Origin of the sequence: Pseudomonas frederiksbergensis (assembly GCF_003732665.1) — a bacterium.
GTDB lineage: Bacteria > Pseudomonadota > Gammaproteobacteria > Pseudomonadales > Pseudomonadaceae > Aquipseudomonas > Aquipseudomonas frederiksbergensis_G.
Genome location: NZ_MOBP01000009.1, coordinates 118,601 through 137,251 on the forward strand (window position 1 = coordinate 118,601; position 18,651 = coordinate 137,251).

At 59.5% G+C, this 18,651-nt stretch carries 19 protein-coding genes; 5 read left to right on the forward strand and 14 right to left on the reverse strand.

Annotation, left to right across the window (positions count from 1 at the left end; translation table 11 throughout):
• The 3 genes from ngg to BK665_RS15355 all read left to right on the forward strand — a co-directional run bounded on the left by ngg (position 1) and on the right by BK665_RS15355 (position 3,536).
• Complete coding sequence (gene ngg, locus BK665_RS15345; protein ID WP_123406872.1) at positions 1-1,749, forward strand: N-acetylglutaminylglutamine synthetase; 1,749 nt, start codon at positions 1-3, stop codon at positions 1,747-1,749.
• Positions 1,750-1,913: 164 nt separating this feature from the next.
• Positions 1,914-3,104, forward strand: coding sequence for an osmoprotectant NAGGN system M42 family peptidase (locus tag BK665_RS15350; RefSeq protein WP_123406874.1), 1,191 nt, complete (start codon positions 1,914-1,916; stop codon positions 3,102-3,104).
• Positions 3,105-3,308: 204 nt separating this feature from the next.
• Positions 3,309-3,536: a YheU family protein gene (locus BK665_RS15355; RefSeq protein WP_010461751.1), complete on the forward strand. Its 228-nt coding sequence runs from the start codon at positions 3,309-3,311 to the stop codon at positions 3,534-3,536.
• Between the two features lie 5 nt (positions 3,537-3,541).
• Here BK665_RS15355 and csrA read toward each other — a convergent pair whose 3' ends face one another.
• The 3 genes from csrA to BK665_RS15370 form a co-directional block, all read right to left on the reverse strand.
• The gene (csrA, locus tag BK665_RS15360) at positions 3,542-3,727 is read right to left on the reverse strand and encodes a carbon storage regulator CsrA (RefSeq protein ID WP_123406876.1); all 186 of its coding nucleotides are present in this window, start codon (positions 3,725-3,727) and stop codon (positions 3,542-3,544) included.
• 141 nt (positions 3,728-3,868) lie between these two features.
• On the reverse strand, positions 3,869-4,201 hold the full coding sequence (locus tag BK665_RS15365) for a YnfA family protein (RefSeq protein WP_123406878.1): 333 nt from the start codon (positions 4,199-4,201) through the stop codon (positions 3,869-3,871).
• Between the two features lie 64 nt (positions 4,202-4,265).
• The gene (locus BK665_RS15370) at positions 4,266-5,081 is read right to left on the reverse strand and encodes an SDR family oxidoreductase (protein ID WP_123406880.1); all 816 of its coding nucleotides are present in this window, start codon (positions 5,079-5,081) and stop codon (positions 4,266-4,268) included.
• A gap of 410 nt (positions 5,082-5,491) precedes the next feature.
• Here BK665_RS15370 and BK665_RS15375 point away from each other — a divergent pair, with 410 nt between their 5' ends.
• Positions 5,492-5,650 (forward strand): DUF3309 family protein, encoded by a 159-nt coding sequence (locus BK665_RS15375; RefSeq protein WP_178076589.1) that lies wholly within the window; start codon positions 5,492-5,494, stop codon positions 5,648-5,650.
• Between the two features lie 65 nt (positions 5,651-5,715).
• Here BK665_RS15375 and BK665_RS15380 read toward each other — a convergent pair whose 3' ends face one another.
• The 10 genes from BK665_RS15380 to BK665_RS15425 all read right to left on the reverse strand — a co-directional run bounded on the left by BK665_RS15380 (position 5,716) and on the right by BK665_RS15425 (position 15,339).
• On the reverse strand, positions 5,716-7,809 hold the full coding sequence (locus BK665_RS15380; RefSeq protein WP_123406882.1) for an LTA synthase family protein: 2,094 nt from the start codon (positions 7,807-7,809) through the stop codon (positions 5,716-5,718).
• 406 nt (positions 7,810-8,215) lie between these two features.
• Positions 8,216-8,821, reverse strand: coding sequence for an START domain-containing protein (locus tag BK665_RS15385; RefSeq protein ID WP_123406884.1), 606 nt, complete (start codon positions 8,819-8,821; stop codon positions 8,216-8,218).
• Positions 8,822-8,862: 41 nt separating this feature from the next.
• Positions 8,863-9,117: a YkgJ family cysteine cluster protein gene (locus tag BK665_RS15390; protein WP_123406886.1), complete on the reverse strand. Its 255-nt coding sequence runs from the start codon at positions 9,115-9,117 to the stop codon at positions 8,863-8,865.
• 166 nt (positions 9,118-9,283) lie between these two features.
• Positions 9,284-9,763: a translation initiation factor 2 gene (locus BK665_RS15395; protein ID WP_123406888.1), complete on the reverse strand. Its 480-nt coding sequence runs from the start codon at positions 9,761-9,763 to the stop codon at positions 9,284-9,286.
• An 89-nt stretch (positions 9,764-9,852) separates the two neighbouring features.
• The gene (locus BK665_RS15400; protein WP_123406891.1) at positions 9,853-11,292 is read right to left on the reverse strand and encodes an aminotransferase-like domain-containing protein; all 1,440 of its coding nucleotides are present in this window, start codon (positions 11,290-11,292) and stop codon (positions 9,853-9,855) included.
• Between the two features lie 287 nt (positions 11,293-11,579).
• Positions 11,580-12,392, reverse strand: a complete 813-nt coding sequence (locus tag BK665_RS15405) for an OmpA family protein (protein WP_123406892.1) — start codon at positions 12,390-12,392, stop codon at positions 11,580-11,582.
• Positions 12,389-12,745, reverse strand: a complete 357-nt coding sequence (locus BK665_RS15410; protein ID WP_123406894.1) for a DUF4398 domain-containing protein — start codon at positions 12,743-12,745, stop codon at positions 12,389-12,391. Before BK665_RS15410 ends, BK665_RS15405 begins: the two co-directional genes overlap by 4 nt.
• 9 nt (positions 12,746-12,754) lie before the next feature.
• Positions 12,755-13,579, reverse strand: coding sequence for a substrate-binding periplasmic protein (locus tag BK665_RS15415; protein ID WP_123406896.1), 825 nt, complete (start codon positions 13,577-13,579; stop codon positions 12,755-12,757).
• 80 nt (positions 13,580-13,659) lie between these two features.
• The gene (locus tag BK665_RS15420) at positions 13,660-14,589 is read right to left on the reverse strand and encodes an electron transfer flavoprotein subunit alpha/FixB family protein (protein WP_123406898.1); all 930 of its coding nucleotides are present in this window, start codon (positions 14,587-14,589) and stop codon (positions 13,660-13,662) included.
• The gene (locus BK665_RS15425) at positions 14,590-15,339 is read right to left on the reverse strand and encodes an electron transfer flavoprotein subunit beta/FixA family protein (protein WP_123406900.1); all 750 of its coding nucleotides are present in this window, start codon (positions 15,337-15,339) and stop codon (positions 14,590-14,592) included.
• A 545-nt stretch (positions 15,340-15,884) separates the two neighbouring features.
• Between BK665_RS15425 and BK665_RS15430 the strand changes: the two genes are divergently transcribed.
• Positions 15,885-17,549 (forward strand): electron transfer flavoprotein-ubiquinone oxidoreductase, encoded by a 1,665-nt coding sequence (locus BK665_RS15430; RefSeq protein WP_123406902.1) that lies wholly within the window; start codon positions 15,885-15,887, stop codon positions 17,547-17,549.
• Between the two features lie 183 nt (positions 17,550-17,732).
• Here BK665_RS15430 and BK665_RS15435 read toward each other — a convergent pair whose 3' ends face one another.
• Positions 17,733-18,623: an AraC family transcriptional regulator gene (locus BK665_RS15435; protein ID WP_123406904.1), complete on the reverse strand. Its 891-nt coding sequence runs from the start codon at positions 18,621-18,623 to the stop codon at positions 17,733-17,735.
• Between the last annotated feature and the right edge of the window lie 28 nt (positions 18,624-18,651).

Here is an 18,651-nt window from a genome sequence, read left to right on the forward strand (position 1 = left end):
ATGAAACCCCACGCCTCGGCTTACAGCCAACGCTTGTTGCGCGGTCAGTCCCCCTCCTACGAACGCTTGCAGGCGCGCCTGGCCGAAGATGGCAGCGAATTGAACGCCGCGCCGATTGCGGTGCATTGCGGTTGGGGCCGGTTGCTGATCGGGCATACCTTTCCTGATGCGGCGAGCATCGCCCAGGAGTTGCTCAACGAGCAGCCCGGCGAGCGCGATATCGCGTTGTATGTTGCGGCGCCCCAGCAAGTGCTGGGGCTGGAACCGGCGCAGTTATTCCTTGATCCGTCCGACACGTTGCGCCTGTGGTTCAGCGATTACCGGCAATCAACCCGGGTGTTTCGCGGCTTTCGTATTCGCCGGGCCCAGAGCGAGGCCGATTGGCAGGCGATCAACCTGCTGTATCAGGCGCGCGGCATGTTGCCGATCGATGCGTCATTGCTGACCCCACGTCATATGGGCGGCCCGGTGTATTGGCTGGCTGAAGACGAAGACAGCGGCGCGATCATCGGCAGCGTCATGGGCCTCAATCATCACAAGGCCTACAACGACCCGGAAAACGGCAGCAGTCTTTGGTGCCTGGCGGTTGACCCACATTGCTCGCGGCCCGGTGTCGGCGAAGTGCTGGTGCGGCATTTGATCGAGCACTTCATGAGCCGTGGGCTGAGTTACCTGGACCTGTCGGTATTGCACGACAACCGCCAGGCGAAAAGTCTCTACGCCAAGCTCGGTTTTCGTAACCTCTCGACCTTCGCCATCAAGCGCAAGAACGGCATCAATCAGCCGTTGTTCCTTGGGCCGGGGCCGGAGGCGGAGTTCAATCCTTATGCGCGAATCATCGTCGAGGAAGCCCATCGTCGCGGCATTGATGTGCAGGTCGATGATGCGGACGCCGGGATGTTCACCCTCAGCCATGGCGGGCGCCGGGTGCGTTGCCGCGAATCCCTTAGCGACCTGACCAGCGCTATCAGCATGAGCCTGTGCCAGGACAAGAGCCTGACCCATAAGGTGTTGAAAGCGGCCGGCCTGAACCTGCCCTCCCAGCAACTGGCGGGCAACGGCGACGATAACCTGGCGTTTCTCGACGAGCACGAACGTGTGGTGGTCAAGCCGCTGGATGGCGAACAGGGACAAGGCGTTGCGGTGGATTTGCAGACCATTGAAGAGGTCCAGCAAGCCATCGAAGCGGCGCGCAAGTTCGATTCGCGGGTGTTGCTGGAAAGCTTCCACGAAGGGCTGGATTTGCGAATTGTGGTGATCGGTTTTGAAGTGGTCGCTGCGGCAATTCGGCGGCCGGCGGAAGTGGTCGGTGACGGCCAACATTCCATCGGTGCGCTGATCGAAGCCCAGAGTCGACGCCGGCAGGCGGCCACCAGCGGTGAGAGCAAGATTCCGCTGGACCATGAAACCGAGCGCACCTTGCAAGCGGCGGGTTACGACTACAACAGCATTCTGCCGGCGGGCGAGCATCTGTTCGTGCGGCGTACGGCGAATCTTCATACCGGCGGCGTGTTGGAGGATGTCACCGCGATCCTGCATCCGACGCTGGTGGACGCTGCCGTGCGTGCGGCCCGGGCGCTGGATATTCCAATGGTCGGCCTCGACCTGATGGTGCCCGCCGCCGACCAGCCGGAGTATGTGTTTATCGAAGCCAACGAACGCGCCGGCCTGGCCAACCACGAACCGCAACCGACGGCGGAACGCTTTGTGGATTTGTTGTTTCCGCATAGTCAGCCGGCAGCCTCTTAGACGTGTATCGCCTGAGCTGACGCCTTCGCGGGCAAGCCTCGCTCCCACAGGGGAACGCATTCCAAAAAGTGGGAGCGGGCTTGCTCGCGAAGGCGGCCGGACAGGCGACAAAGATCTTTCCCCTCATCGAAACCATCGATGTTCGTTACTCATCAGGAGTTTCCATGACCAGCAAAATTCCCGAACCGGATCTCAACTACCTGCAAAAAGTCCTGCTGGAAATGCTCGCCATTCCCAGCCCGACGGGGTTCACCGACACCATTGTGCGTTACGTCGCCGAACGGCTCGAAGAGCTGGGCATTCCGTTTGAAATGACCCGGCGCGGCACCATCCGCGCCACCCTCAAGGGCAAGAAGAACAGCCCCGACCGTGCGGTTTCCGCGCACCTGGACACCATCGGCGCAGCAGTGCGTGCGGTGAAGGATAACGGGCGCCTGACCCTGGCCCCGGTCGGCTGCTGGTCGAGCCGGTTTGCCGAGGGCAGCCGGGTCAGCCTGTTTACCGACAATGGCGTGATCCGTGGCAGCGTGTTGCCGTTGATGGCCTCCGGGCACGCGTTCAATACCGCCGTGGATGAAATGCCGATCAGTTGGGATCACGTCGAATTGCGCCTGGACGCCTACTGCGCCACCCGCGCCGATTGCGATTCCCTGGGGATCAGCGTCGGCGATTTCGTGGCGTTTGACCCGTTGCCGGAGTTCACCGAAAGCGGCCATATCAGCGCCCGTCACCTGGACGATAAGGCCGGGGTCGCCGCATTGCTGGCGGCAATGAAAGCCATCGTCGACAGCGGCGAAGAACTGATGATCGACTGCCACCCGCTGTTCACCATTACCGAGGAAACCGGCAGTGGCGCCGCGGCCGCGTTGCCGTGGGATGTCAGTGAATTCGTCGGCATCGACATTGCGCCGGTCGCGCCGGGGCAGCACTCCAGCGAACACGCGGTGAGCGTGGCGATGCAGGATTCCGGCGGGCCGTATGACTATCACCTGTCGCGGCATTTACTGCGATTGGCCAGTGACAACGACTTGCCGGTGCGCCGCGACCTGTTCCGCTATTACTTCAGCGACGCCCATTCGGCGGTCACCGCCGGGCACGACATCCGCACCGCGCTGCTGGCGTTCGGCTGCGATGCGACTCACGGCTATGAACGGACCCACATCGACAGCCTGGCGGCGCTGAGTCGTTTGCTGGGTGCGTACATCCTGAGCCCACCGGTATTTGCCAGCGATGCCCAACCGGCCAAGGGTTCGCTGGACCGGTTCAGTCACCAGATCGAACATGACACGCAGATGGAAAGCGACACGCGGGTGCCGTCGGTGGATAGTCTTGTTGGGCAGCGCAACGATAGCTAAGTCCTGCGGTGTCTGAAATATCGCCTTCGCGGGCAAGCCTCGCTCCTACAGGTTTTGTGTCGATCGCAACATTCGGATCGACACATACCCTGTAGGAGCGAGGCTTGCCCGCGAAGGCGTCAGATCAGACACCCATTCACAACCGGGCTAGCCGCAAAACCGCATTCGCCGTAGCATCGCGCCATTGTTTTAGCCGAGGTGCCTATGCTGATCCCCTACGACCAACTTGAAGTCGACACCCTCACCCGCCTGATCGAGGATTTCGTGACCCGCGACGGCACGGACAATGGCGATGACACGCCGCTGGAAACCCGCGTATTACGAGTTCGCCAGGCGCTGACCAAAGGCCAGGCACTGATCGTTTTTGACCCGGACAGCGAGCAATGCCAGTTGATGCTCAAGCACGATGTGCCCAAGCACCTGTTCGACTGAGCCGCTTAGCGTCCTTTGCTTTTCGCCAGTTTGACCTGGATGCGTTCGTAGACTTCGGCCCGGTGCACATTAACGTCTTGGGGGGCTTCGACGCCAAAGCGCACGCTGCCGCCGTTGACCGCCAGAATGCGCACGGAAATGTTGTCACCGATGGAAATCAACTCACCTACGACACGACTGAGTACAAGCATGGCATTCGTCCTTCAGGGTTACTGGACCCCAAAGATGCCCCGCGCGTACTGGGCCTTCAATGTGCTGACGGCAAATCAGTCATGCCCTACAACCCGGCTTGAATCCCCTTACAGACACGTCCTGCAAATCAGACCGATCCTTCAGGAAGCGGAGAAGCGCGGACCGAAAAGGATGACGGTCGCGCCGATTACGCACAGCGCCACGCCAATCCAGTCAGAGCCCAGCGGACGAATCCGCTCGACGACGGCCAGCCAGCCAATCGACGCAATGATGTAGATGCCACCGTAGGCGGCATAGGCGCGGCCCGCGTAGGTCGCTTCGACCCGGGTCAGCAGCAAGGCGAACAGGGTCAGGCTCAACAATGCCGGGATCACCCACAGAGCACTTTTGCCCTGGCGCAGCCACATCCAGAACGCAAAGCAGCCGGCGATTTCAAACAGCGCGGCGAGGAAAAACCACAGGTAATTGAGCATGCTGGCGTCTCGTGAGGATGACCGATGGCGGCCACCCTAACCACGACGTTGCCTGCGGGCAAGATCAGCCTGCGGTTTGTTTGGCCTTGGCGCGCATTTTGTCGGCCATGACGGTCATTTCGTTGTACAGCAATTGTGGATTTTTCTGCTTGATTGCCCAAGCCATGCGGCCTTGTTCGTGGGGAAGGATCATGAACTCGCCGGCGGCCACTTGCGTGTAGATGTAGTCGGCAATGTCGGTGGCGGTGATCGGTGAGCTTTCCAGCAACTTGCCGACCTGGGCTTTCATCGCTGGCGTCGGGCCACGGAAAGAATCCAGCAGGTTGGTCTGGAAGAACGACGGGCAGACCACGTGCACGCCCACTTCCTGGTGCGCCAGTTCGATCAGCAGGCTTTCGGACAATGCCACCACGCCAGCCTTGGCCACGTTGTAGTTGCTCATGGCCGGGCCTTGCATCAGTGCGGCCATGGAGGCGATGTTGATGATCTTGCCTTTGCTTTTTTCCAGCAGCGGCAGGAAGGCCTTGCAGCCCTTGACCACACCCATCAGGTTGATCGCGATCTGCCAGTCCCAGTCTTCCAGGGACAACTCGCTAAAGAACCCGCCCGAAGCCACTCCGGCGTTGTTGACGATGATATCGATGCCACCGAGTTTCTCTTCGCACGCCTGGGCAAAGGCAGTGAGTTGGCTGTAATCGCGTACATCGCAACGCTGGATAAACCCGTCGCCACCGGCCTCGCGCACCCGCTTCAGGGTTTCTTGCAGACCGGGTTCGCTGACATCCGACAACGCCAGTTGCCAGCCTTCGCGGGCCCAGCGCAGTGCGATTTCGCGACCCAGGCCCGAGCCTGCGCCAGTGATCATCATGCGATTTTGCATAGCAAACAGCCTTGTTGTTCTGGGGAAGATGCGCCGAGTGTAGCGAAGGAAACAGCCCGACCCACGCTCCATCAGATTGCTGAATGGTCCGCGCAAACCGGCGCACGGCTTGAGACCGGGTCGCGGCCTTCGCGGGCAAGCCTCGCTCCTACATAAACGCGCCTTGATCGTGTATGCCGTGATCGACGCAAAACCTGTAGGAGCGAGGCTTGCCCGCGAAGAACGATAACGCGGTCCAACTGACCAACTAACAAGACGCGAAAAAGAAATAAGCCTTCTTTCTAAAAAACATTAAAAAACTTTGAATTTTCTTTCATCCGCGTGAGTCGGATTTTGTAAGCAGTTCGGATTTATTGCATTCCGGCTGATAGTTAAAACGCTAGGTCATTCAGAACACTTCCAACAAGGAAATAGACATGGGCACAATTCTTATCGTTATCCTGATCCTGCTGCTGATCGGTGGTTTGCCAGTATTCCCGCACTCAAGAAGTTGGGGTTATGGTCCATCGGGTATCCTCGGCGTCGTGTTGGTAGTGCTGTTGATTCTGCTCTTGCTCGGCAAGATATAAGATTTAACCCGACCCAAAAAAAAGAGGCCCTTGAAAAAGGGCCTCTTTTTTATTGCCTCGACTATTTAGTCCGGCTTGCCGTTAACCACGCCGGCGGTGTTATCCAGCAGGCTCTTGGTCGCGGTTTGCAGGAACGACTCGAGTTTCTGCTTGAGGGCTGCTTCGTCAGGCGACTCTGGAATCACTTCGCCTTTCGGGTTGGCGCCCAGTTCGTAGTGATACAGCTTTGGCGGCATCTCTTTAGGCAGTACCAGCACGCGGTCGGCGGTCAGCAAGGCCACGGTCTGATCGCTGCCCGAAGGTTTGATCACGCCAAAACCCTTGTCGCCTTCCGGCAGGTTCAGCAGGTCGCGGCCCCAGCACTGGTGAATCACGTCGCCACCGACGCGACCCATGATGGTCGGCACGATGTCGATTTGAGTGCCCACGGTGTGGTCACGCTGGCCGAATTTTTCCTGTATGCCCGGTGCGATCATCAGCATCGGCACGTTGAAGCGACCCAGGTCCATTTCGGTGATTTGCTGCTCGTCGCCGAAACCATGGTCGCCGACAACCACGAACAGGGTTTCATTGAAGTAAGGCTCTTTACGCGCCTTCTCAAAGAACTGACCCAGCGCCCAGTCGGAGTAGCGCATGGCGGTCAAGTGTTCGTTCAGGCTGCCGCGATCGGTCACGCGCTCGACCGGCAATGGCGTCGGCAAGGCATACGGCGTGTGGTTGGACAGGGTTTGCAGCAAGGCATAGAAGGGCTTTTTGTCCTTGCCATCGCGCGCCTTCAGTTCTTCCAGGCCACGGTTGAACATGTCCTGGTCGGACACGCCCCACGTCGGATCGGAGAACACCGGGTTCACGAAATCGTTACGCCCGATGAAGTTGGTCATGCCCTGGTTGCTGAAGAAGCCCGACTGGTTGTCCCAGGCGAAATCACCGTTGTAGACATACACATCGTCATAGTCGCGAGCGCTGAGCAACTGCGGCAGGCCGGACAACTTGTGGCTGCCTTCCGGCGTCTGCATCAGGTATTCGAAACCTGGCAGGTTCGGGAAGCAGGCCATGGTGGCAAACATGCCCTGGTGGGTATGGGTGCCGTTGGAGAAGAAGCGGTCGAACAGCAGGCCTTCTTTCGACAACTTGTCGAAGGCTGGCGTGATGTTGCCGGGACGACCCAGGGCGCCCACCGAGTGACCGGCGAAGCTTTCCATCAGGATCACGACAACGTTCTTGATCGGCAGGGTCTTGTTGGCGTCCGGCGTGTAGTTGCGGCGTACTGCGGCGATGTCGTCATCGACCAGTTTGTCGCTCGGGGTCAGCAACATGTCGCGCACGGTCTGCTGGGCCTGGGGCTGTGGCAGCGTGGCTTTCCAGATGTTGTCGCGATCTTCGGACATGCGGCTCTTGGCCGCCGCGATCAGTGACAGCGTGCCGTTGAGGCCCAACTGGTTGGCGAAGTTGGAATCGGTGGTGTAGACGTCACCCCAACGCAGTGGAGGGCCCTGGCGCAGGGTGCCGCGGGCGGCGACCACACAAACCAGCAGGCAGACCACGAACACCGCGATGCGCGCATACCACGGCGCAATCTGACGCGTGCCGATGCTGCCACCGCTGAACGGACCACGGGGACGGGTGGCGCGGTCGGCGCCCTTGAACGCCAGGGTCAGGAGCAAGGTGCCCACGGCCCAGGCCAGCAGGTAGCGAACCACCGGGAAACCGTACCAGAGCATGCTCATCACGGTTTTCGGGTCTTCTTTCACATACTGGAACACCAGCCCGTTGAGGCGCTGGTGGAACTCACGGTAGAAGTCCATCTCCATCAGGCCGAGGAACAGCGCGATGCTCGAAGCGATGGTCAGCCAGAAACGGAAGAACCCGCGAGCCGCCATGGCCCGGGCGCTGAACAATGCCAGCAGCAACGGGATAATGAGGTAGACCACCAGGCGCAAGTCGAAACGCAGGCCATTGGCGAATGCTTCGAGGAAGGTCGAAGCCGGGGTGTCGAGGATCATCGCGCGGTTGTAGACCAGCAGCGCTACGCGCAGCAGGCTGAACATGACCATCATGACCAAGGCACACAACAGCGTGTAGGCCAGATGCGATTTGACGGTCGGTTGCAGCAGGCGACTAGAAGCTCGCTGCTGATTCAGGGCGTCCGGGTTTGCCATGTCGTTTTAGGACCCATTGGAAGTTTAAGTTTCAAAATACAGCTGCGCCCTGCCCTCTGTTGGCCAGTACCTGACCCCGGGGCTTGCGCGGGTGCGCAAATGTTGCACGATCAATCGCGGCATTGCTATTGATTACTTTGCGGGATGTTGGCGAGGGCGAATTGTCTTGGAGGCTTTGTGAAAATTTCGTGCAACGCATATCCGGAAACACAATAAAGCCCCAACCTGATACAGCACCAAACCTGTGGGAGCGGGCTTGCTCGCGAATGCAATTGAACATTCAACATTGATGTCGGCTGACACACCGCCTCGCGAGCAAGCCCGCCCCCACAGGGGTTGCGTTTAAGCTGGCCCTGAATGAAAAACGCCCCGAACCAGTCGGGGCGTTATCGAAAGCGCGGCGCGATTACTTCTCGGCGCGCTCTTTAAGGGCTTTGAGGGTGTTGAACGGGGCATCGACTACGAACTTGTTGGCGATCATCGATGGCACGCTGCCGCCCGGCTCGGTGTGCACCTGATAGGTTACTTCGACCTGATCACCCTTGGGTACGAACTTCCAGTAACCCTCGACTTTGGCGACCCGCACAAAACCTTTTTCCTCAGGAATGTACTTCGGCACGCCTTCGAGTTTGCGGGTCAGGCTGCCGTCGGCACCTTCGACGGTGGTGACGTGCAACACCGAATCACGCGGGGTGACGGGCCATGGGGTGTTGAACTGGGTGTAGGTCCAGCTCTGATCGCCTTCGTGCTTGAGCAACTTCTGGGCTTTGCACTCGTGAATCCAGGCACAGGCTCCCGCCACGTCTTCCTGCAGCGCGCGCAATTTGGCGATGGTGGTCTTCATCAGAGTGACGCCCTGGTAGGCCTTGTAATCGGAACCGGCCACTTCGCTCAGGGACACTTTGATGCCGTCTTCGTTTTTGGCGACTTTCCAGTCTTCAGCCTGGGCGGCCGAAGTGGCCAGCACAACCGTCAAACCACACAGCACAGCGATACGATGCAGCGAACCCATAGTTTTATTCCTTATTGTTGAAGTTCCGTTCGTTGAACACATCACGCCGCCGTCATTTGCTCCCACCAGCCAATCAGCCGGATGGCTTCTTCACTGCTGTTGCCGCAAACCTCGGCATCGGCTTGAAAGGCCGAACAGACCGCCGGACGCTCTGCCTGGCCGAAAATGTTGCACAGGTTTTCGACCGACAGTTGCACGCAACGTTCTCCAGCGGGTTTGCCTTGCGGCATGCCGGGAATCGGTGAACTGATGGAAGGGGCAATACAGCAGGCGCCACAGCCTTCACGGCATTTCATGACGACAAACACCTCGCGACGGGCAATGTGTAAAAGGGACGTGGCACAGAGTACCCGCTAAAACGACTGTTTAAAATTACTTGAAGGTGAGTTTTTACGCTCAAGCGAACGTGACCGACCAGTCTCCGACGAAGCGTCTGGCCCGCGGCTCACCGATGGGAATGATTTAGCGCTTGAACTCGAATTCCAGTGCCGCGCCTTCGACCTCGCGACGCTCTTCGTTGCGCAGTTGCAACTGCATTTCGTTGCTCAGCAGACGACCGTTGAGCTGGAAGTCACTGGATTTGTCGCCAAACATTTGTGGCAAGACCCCATCGTGCTTGGGCAATGGCACAGTCCCCTTGGGCTTGAGCTCTTCGACCATTTGCTTGGGCAGGCTCAAGTCAAGATTAGCGGGTGGCAGTTGGGTGGTCTTGACCACTTCACTGGCCGACTTGGACTTGGAAGCAATGGGCGGGCGCTTTTTGATGGGGGCGGCTTTCTTCTTGGCCGGCGTCGCTTTTTTGGCCGCGACCGGTTTCTTCGCGGTGGCCTGGGAACTGCTGGCGACCGGTTTTTCCTGGGCAGCAGCGGCCATGACACCTTCCGGTAACACAGTCATGACGAGGCAGATTGACAGCCAGGCAGCAGAAAAAATCGGTTTCATGGACCCAACGGCGCTAACGGCAGAGGGCCATATGCTCGCCTGTTAAACGCGCCATGACAAGCACGGGCAGCAATGACCTGCCCGTGGAATCAAAAACCGCTGGCTGTTTCCTGACACAGTTGGGTGGCCAGCAGCCCGAGGGTCATCAACGCCCGCTCGGCCTCGCGGTTCCAAGGCGTGCCGCAGTTCAGGCGAATGCAGTGATTGAATTGCTCGGTATTACTGAAAATCAGCCCCGGCGCGATGCTGATGCCTTGCTGCAAGGCCCGCACATGCAATTCCTGGGTATTGACCCGCCCCGGCAGGCTGACCCACAAAATGAAGCCACCGGTTGGCCGGCTCATCTGCGTGCCTTCGGGGAAGTACTGCTGCACCGCCAACTGGAAGGCACTGAGATTCTTGCGGTACTCCTGGCGGATGAAGCGCAAATGCCGGTCGTAGCCGCCGTTTTCCAGATACGCCGCGATGCCCATCTGCGTGACGCTGCACGCCGAATGGGTGCTGAAGGTCTGCAAACGCTGGATTTCCTGCTGGTACTTGCCCGCGATCATCCAGCCGATCCGCACCCCCGGCGACAGGGTCTTGGAGAAACTCGAGCAATAGATCACCCGGTCGAGCCGGTCGTAGGCCTTGAGGGATTTGGTGCGGCCCTGCTCGAACATCAATTCGCCGTAGATATCGTCTTCGACAATCTGGATATCGAAATCCGAGGCCAGGCGCAGCAGTTGCTTCTGGCGCTCTTCGGGCATGGTGCCGCCCAGTGGATTGCTCAGGCGGGTGGTGAGCACCAACGCCTTGATCGACCACTGGTTGGCCGCCAGTTGCAGGGCTTCGAGGCTCATCCCGGTGGCCGGATCGCTGGGAATTTCGATGACTTTGAGGCCCAGCAAGTCGGCCAGTTGCAGCAGACCGTAATAAGTCGGCGACTCAGCGGCGATCAGGTCCCCCGGCCGGGTCAGGACCCGCAGCGACATCTGCAAGGCATCGACACAACCGTGGGTGATCACCACTTCGGACGGATCGACCACCACGCCGGCATCACGCATGCGGATCGCCACTTGTCGGCGCAACGGCTCGAAACCGGGACTGAACATGTAACTGAACGCCCGAGGACTATGGAACCGGGTGACCTTGGCCAATTGCTGGTGCAGCGCCCGCACCGGCAAATAGTCGACGCTCGGCACCGCAGCGCCCAGTGGGAACACGCCTTCGCGGCGGGACTCCACCAACACTTGCTGGATGATGCTGCTGCGAGTGACCAGGCCGGGCCGCTCGACCCGGGCGATGTCCGGGGTCGGCGCGGTCAGCGCCGGGGTCTGGTGTACGTAGTAACCCGATTGCGGCCGGGCACGAATCAGGCCCTGGTCCTCAAGGTTGGCGTAAGCCTGCAGCACCGTCGCATGGCTGACATTGAGCTGCGAGCTCATCTTGCGCACCGATGGCACGCGCTCCCCCGGTTGATAGACACCACGACGGATGTCCTCGGCCAGTTGCTGAGCAATACGTTGGTAGAGCAAGAGATTGGTCATGACGCAGTACTCGATTTCACGGGCATTTTATTCTTGTGTGAAACAATACCGGAACAGTTTAGAAGTGTACGGGGACAGTTGCCACAATAGTCGACCGTACAGTGCAGTGTCAGCAAAATCTGTACTGCTTTTTTGAAGAGCGTGAAGTGATTCGCAGGCACAAAAAAACCCGGCGCTGTCTGGCAGGCCGGGTTTGTAGGAGCTGTCGAGTGAAACGAGGCTGCGATCTTTTCTGGCCCACTTGAGTATCGAGAGCAAGATCAAAAGATCGCAGGCTTCGCCAGCTCCTACCGGGCAGCGCCGAGCTGGCCTTTTTCGTCGGAGAACACAATTTCCACCCGACGGTTCTGCGCACGGCCACGTTCGGTGGCGTTCACGTCCACCGGGTATTCATCGCCATAGCCTTCGACCTGGATGCGTTTGTCGTCGATGCCCAGGTCCATCAGCACATCGGCCACCGATTGCGCACGGTCACGGGACAGCTTGAGGTTGTCCTGCTTGCCGCCGGTGCTGTCGGTGTAGCCTTCGATCCGCACCACGCGCTTGGGATTGAGCTGCAGGAATTGCACGATCTTCAACACGACGCGGTTTGCCGAGTTTTTCAATTCTGCTTCGCCGGTGTCGAACAGCACATCGCCCAGGGTCATCACCAAACCACGGTCGGTCTGGGTGGTGGCCAGTGCGACGATTTGCTCTTCAAGCCACTTGCCCTGTTGCTGCACGCTGAGCAACTTGGATTCGCGCAGGGCCAATTGCAGGCGCTGGCGCTCCAGTTCGAGCTTCGCCGCCTTCTCTTCGTTGAGCACCTGGTTGGTGTGTTCACGGGCAATGGCGCTGTAGCGCTGGCTCAGGTAAGCGTAATGCACCACATCGGAACCGCTGCCCCAATAGCTGGACAGACGATCAGCGCGGGCCAGCGACTCACCGGCGCGGATCACGTCTTTCGGCGCGATACGCAACACGTTGGAGTCTTCCTTGACCTTCTGGAAGTCGGCACCGGCATCTTGCAACGCGGACTCGCTGTGCTGGCCGGCGCAGCCGTAAAGGCTGACGCAACCAACCAGGATCAAACCGCCGAGCGCTTTGGACTTGAGACTCATTGGGCATCTCCCAGTTGCTTGCGCAGGCGAGTGATGCGGGTATTGAGAAGATTCAACTGCTCTTGGCTCTTGAGGGTCAGGACCTTGGCTTCGGCCAGGCGTGCGTCCAGTTCAGCCTGTTCGGCGCGCATGCGGGCATGCTTGTAGGACTGGTCGGTCATGTCGCCCTGGGCGCGGGAGAACTTGTCTTCGGCCAGTTTCAACTCCGGCACGTCTTCAGCGGTGCCACCCACGGCCTTGGCTTGTTCGAGTGCCTGCTCGGTCAGGCGAATTTGTTCATTCGGCGCCGGATCGGCTGCACAACCCGCCAGAGCCAGAACGGCCAGGGCAGCGAAAAGAGGTCGAATACTCACTAAAAATCCCTACTGTTTTGGGGTACTGGCGGGTTGCTGTTGCTGCGACTTCCAACGCTCGATATTGCGTTGCAGCACAGCTTCCGTCAGTCCGGACGCGGGCAATTCTGTCATCTTTTTGGCCAGCTGTCCGCGCAACCACGGATCGTTGCAGGCGGAGTTATGGGAAACCGCGAGGAACAGGCCGGGTCGGTCGACCGGTTGCGGGTACGTCTGTAAGTCGTTGCCCATGCCCAATGCCTGCGCGGCGGCCATGCCCGAATAGCGTCCGGCGAGTACAAATTCGACTTCGCCCAGAAGCAATTTCTGAAAGGCCTGGGTCAGGTTTGGTGTTCGGGTGAGGGTCAATTGCTGCTCGGCGAAAGTGCCGAATTCCCGGGTCATTCGAGACTTTTCCGACACGGCGCCCGAGTGCCCGCGCAAATCGTTCGCTTCGCTGTACGGCAGCGTCGAACCTTTGCGGGTCCAGACCAGATAATCGTTTTCCAGCAGCGGCGGATGGATGTAATCCAGGTTTTCCAGCTCATTGAGCGTCAACGGTGCGTCCGCCAGCATGTCCATGCGCCCGCTGCGCACTTCGTCCAGGGCCTGGGCGCGTTTGCCGGCGTAGAGCATTTCGATCTTGATGCCCAACTCCCCCGCCACTTGCTGCAACAAATCGGCACTGGCGCCGATCAGGTGCTTGGGGTTCTGCGGGTCTTGCCACAGGTACGGCGGTGCATCCGGGCTGCCGGTGACCACCAGGCGTTCGCATTTGCCCACGGCGCTGGCGAGCCCTGGCAACAGCGTCAGGCCCAGCAATAATGTCCGGCCATACAGGCGGCGCAGATCCATGGCAAAGCTCTCCCACTCAAATCCGAAACAAAAAAAAGCCCGACCAAAAGGCCGGGCTCTTTATAGTTTAAGCCGCTGGATTAGACCAGCTTCTCGAACTCGGGGATGGCTTCGAACAGGTCTGCCACCAGGCCGTAATCGGCCACCTGGAAGATCGGCGCTTCTTCGTCCTTGTTGATCGCAACGATCACTTTGGAGTCTTTCATGCCGGCCAAGTGCTGGATCGCGCCGGAGATACCGACCGCGATGTACAGCTGTGGAGCAACGATCTTGCCGGTCTGACCGACCTGCATGTCGTTGGGTACGAAACCTGCGTCGACCGCAGCGCGGGAAGCGCCGACGGCAGCGCCCAGCTTGTCGGCCAGGGCGTACAGGTGTTTGAAGTTATCGCCGTTCTGCATGCCACGGCCACCGGAAACGACGATCTTGGCGGCGGTCAGTTCCGGACGATCGGACTTGGCCAGTTCTTCGCCAACGAAGCTGGAAATGCCAGCGTCGTGGGCAGCCGCAACCGCTTCAACAGCAGCCGAACCACCTTCAGCAGCCACCGGGTCGAAACCGGTGGCGCGTACGGTGATCACTTTCACTGCGGCGTTCGATTGAACGGTAGCGATGGCGTTACCCGCGTAGATCGGGCGCTTGAAGGTGTCAGCGCTTTCAACCGAGATGATCTCGGAGATCTGGTCAACGTCCAACTGCGCGGCTACGCGTGGCAGGATGTTTTTGCCGTTGGACGTCGCGGCAGCCAGGATGTGGCTGTAGCCCTTGCCCAACTCTGCAACCAGAGGCGCGACGTTTTCCGGCAACTGGTGAGCGTAGGCGGCGTTGTCGGCCACCAGCACTTTCGCCACGCCAGCGATTTTCGCAGCGGCTTCAGCCACGGCGCCAGCGCCTTGACCGGCGACCAGAACGTGGATGTCACCGCCGATTTTGGCGGCAGCAGCGACGGTGTTCAGCGTGGCCGGGGCCAGCACTTTGTTGTCGTGTTCAGCAATAACCAAGATAGTCATTTAGATTACCTTCGCTTCGTTTTTCAGTTTCTCGACCAGTTCAGCCACCGACTTGACCTTGATACCCGCGCTGCGTGCAGCCGGCGCTTCGACTTTTACGGTCTTGTTGGTGGAGGCGGTGGAAACGCCCAAAGCGTCCGGAGTCAGCACTTCGAGAGGCTTCTTCTTGGCTTTCATGATGTTTGGCAGGGACGCGTAACGCGGCTCGTTCAAACGCAGGTCGGTGGTGACGATGGCCGGCAGTTTCAGGGAAACTGTCTGCGCGCCGCCGTCGATTTCGCGGGTCACGGCAACGGTGTCGCCAGTGACTTCGACTTTCGAAGCGAATGTGCCCTGACCGTAGCCGCTCAATGCAGCGAGCATCTGGCCGGTCTGGTTGTTGTCGCTGTCGATGGCTTGTTTGCCGAGGATCACCAGCTGAGGCTGTTCCTTGTCGACAACGGCTTTCAACAGCTTGGCAACAGCCAGGGATGTCAGATCTTCAGCGGATTCGACGAGGATGGCGCGGTCGGCACCCAGAGCCAGCGCGGTGCGCAGTTGCTCTTGAGCGGTGGACGGGCCGATGGAGACGACGACGATTTCAGTCGCAACGCCTTTCTCTTTCAGGCGTACGGCTTCTTCCACGGCGATTTCGCAGAATGGGTTCATCGACATCTTCACGTTAGCGAGGTCGACGCCGGAATTGTCCGCCTTGACGCGAACCTTGACGTTGTAATCCACAACGCGTTTGACAGCTACAAGAACCTTCATGGATTCCTCGTTACTCTCCGGTGAAAAGAAAGTCGCCTAGGCGAACCTGGCGGTTGATGCTCGTGGGCGCAAGGGCACCTCTAAAAACGCTGGCATCTGAACGGGGTGACACGGCTCGCGTTGCTGATGACCGTTCGTCAGTGGTGACCGATGAGTCATTCATTACCGCGGCGTGTAAACTGCGCGCCGAATCTTCGTGGCGCATCACCTTGTACTGCCATCGCCCTGTCTTTAGAGGTGCTCTTGAAACCAACAGTCAGCCTACGGCGAGCGCAAAACCGCCCGTATCTTGACCGGAACACCTATTCCGGTCAATACGGCAAAATGGCCAGTCATAAGCCGCGTGACTTTGATTTCTCTGGCTCCGAGCCAATTCAAACAAACGTTTGTATTGGACGCTAGGAGTGGTGTAGATATAATGCGCCACCCAGAGAGAAAGGTGGCTCATCGATTGTCCTCTTCCGGCCTTGCGCCGGGATTCATGGATGCGACACCAAACCTCCAATTAGAAAAAAAACTGTTGAGCCTTGAGTAGGAGATAACCTGTGGAACGCGAATACATGGAATTCGACGTGGTCATCGTCGGTGCCGGCCCCGCTGGTCTTTCCGCCGCCTGCCGCTTGAAGCAGAAGGCCGCCGAAGCCGGTAAGGAAATCAGCGTCTGCGTGGTCGAAAAAGGCTCCGAAGTCGGTGCTCACATTTTGTCCGGTGCCGTGTTCGAACCACGGGCCCTGAACGAATTGTTCCCGGACTGGAAAGAACTCGGCGCGCCGCTGAACACGCCGGTCACCCGCGATGACATCTTCGTTCTCAAGAACGCCGACAGCGCGCAGAAAATCCCCGACCTCTTTGTGCCCAAGACCATGCACAACGAAGGCAACTACATTATCTCCCTGGGCAACCTGTGCCGCTGGCTCGCCCAGCAGGCCGAGAACCTGGGCGTGGAAATCTACCCGGGCTTCGCCGCCCAGGAAGCGCTGTTCGACGAGAACGGCGTGGTTCGCGGGATCATCACCGGTGACCTGGGCGTTGATCGCGAAGGCCATCCGAAAGAAGGCCTCTACACCCCGGGCATGGAGCTGCGTGGCAAGTACACGCTGTTCGCCGAAGGTTGCCGTGGCCACATCGGCAAGCAACTGATCAAGCGCTTCAACCTCGACAGCGACGCCGACGCCCAGCACTACGGCATCGGCCTGAAAGAAATCTGGGAAATCGACCCGGCCAAGCATCAGCCAGGCCTGGTGGTGCACACCGCCGGCTGGCCGCTGGACATCATGGGCACCGAGAACACCGGTGGATCGTTCCTCTATCACCTGGAAAACAACCAGGTGGTGGTCGGTCTGATCGTCGATCTTTCCTACAGCAACACCTACCTGTCGCCATTCGACGAGTTCCAGCGCCTCAAGCATCACCCGGTGCTCAAGCAGTACCTGGAAGGCGGCAAGCGCATCAGCTACGGCGCTCGCGCAATCTGCAAGGGTGGCCTGAACTCGCTGCCGAAAATGGTGTTCAAGGGCGGCGCGCTGATCGGTTGCGACCTCGGCACCCTGAACTTCGCCAAGATCAAAGGCAGCCACACCGCGATGAAGTCCGGCATGCTCGCCGCTGAATCCGTGGCCGAGGCGCTGTTCGCCGAGAAAGACGGCACCGAAGAGCTGACCACTTACGTCGACGCCTTCAAGAAGAGCTGGCTCTACGACGAACTGTTCGCCAGCCGCAACTTCGGCCCGGCGATCCACAAGTTCGGCGCCATTGTCGGCGGCGGTTTCAACTGGCTCGACCAGAACATCTTCGGCGGCAAACTGCCGTTCACCCTGCACGACACCAAGCCGGATTACGCGTGCCTCAAGCTCGCGGCGGACTGCAAGAAGATCGATTACCCGAAACCCGACGGCAAGCTCAGCTTCGACAAACTCAGCTCGGTGTTCATCTCCGGTACTAACCACGAAGAAGAACAACCGTGCCACCTTAAGCTGACCGACCCGAGCATCCCGATCAGCAAGAACCTGCCGCTGTACGATGAGCCCGCCCAGCGTTATTGCCCGGCTGGCGTGTACGAAGTGGTGACCAAGGAAGACGGCGAGAAACGCTTCCAGATCAACGCCCAGAACTGCGTTCACTGCAAGACCTGCGACATCAAGGACCCTGCACAGAACATCACCTGGGTGGCGCCGGAAGGCTCCGGCGGCCCGACTTACCCGAACATGTAAGCCGCACGCCTGAACATCAAGGCTCCCGAATGGGGGCCTTTTTGTTGCCTGCAATTTAAGCCACAACACAGAACCATTGTGGGAGCGGGCTTGCTCGCGAATCCGGTGTATCAGCCACCATTTAAGTCGACTGACCCACCGCATTCGCGAGCAAGCCCGCTCCCACAGGGGATCATTGTCAACTTAAGCGGCGCGTTCATCCCCGGGACTGCGCTCAAAGTAGCGCTTATATTCCCGACTGAACTGCGACGTACTCTGATACCCCACCCGATGCGCCACCTGCGCCACGCCCAACCCCTCACCCAGCAACAACTGCTGCGCCTTGAGCAAGCGCAAGCGCTTCAAATACTGAACCGGCGACAACAACGTGCTGCGCTTGAAATGCTCATGGAACGTCGACGCACTCATGTTCGCGCAACCGGCCAGCGTCTCGACATTCAACGGCTCGGTGAAATGCCCGTGCAGATGATTCAGCGAAGCGGCGATCCGTGCGAATTGCCCCTGCTGCTCCACCAACGCCCGCAACACATCGGCCTGGGGACCGCGCAGCGCCACGAACAACAATTCCCGCAAACGCGCCGGCCCCATGATCTGGCATTCCAGCGGATCGTGCAGGCAGCGCAACAACCGCTCGACACAACCACGCATGCCGTCATCAAGCACCGCCGAGGTCATGGACTCCAGGGTCTGCGCCGCAATGCTGCGCCCCGCCACCAGCCCCATGGCCAGTACCAGTTCCCCGAGCAACACGCGGTCGATGGCGATGGAAATCCCCAGCATCGGCCCCTCCGGCGCGGCAAAGGTTTCGCACTCGAAAGGCACCGGCAGTGCCTGAATCAGATAGTGCCCGGCGCCGTACTCCAGGGTGCGCGGCCCCAGGTACGCCAATTTGCTGCCCTGGACGATGATCACCAGACTCGGCTCATAGATCTGCGGCCCCCGGGCCACATCGCGGCTGGCGCGCAACACCTGCACCCCCGGCAACGCCGTGGGGGCGAAGCCGTCGCGGGTGGTCAGCGGCTGGAGCAGTGACACCAGGGTTGCGTTGGCATCGAGATGACGGGTCAACAACATAGGCAGCTCTTCACACAAAAGTGACGAA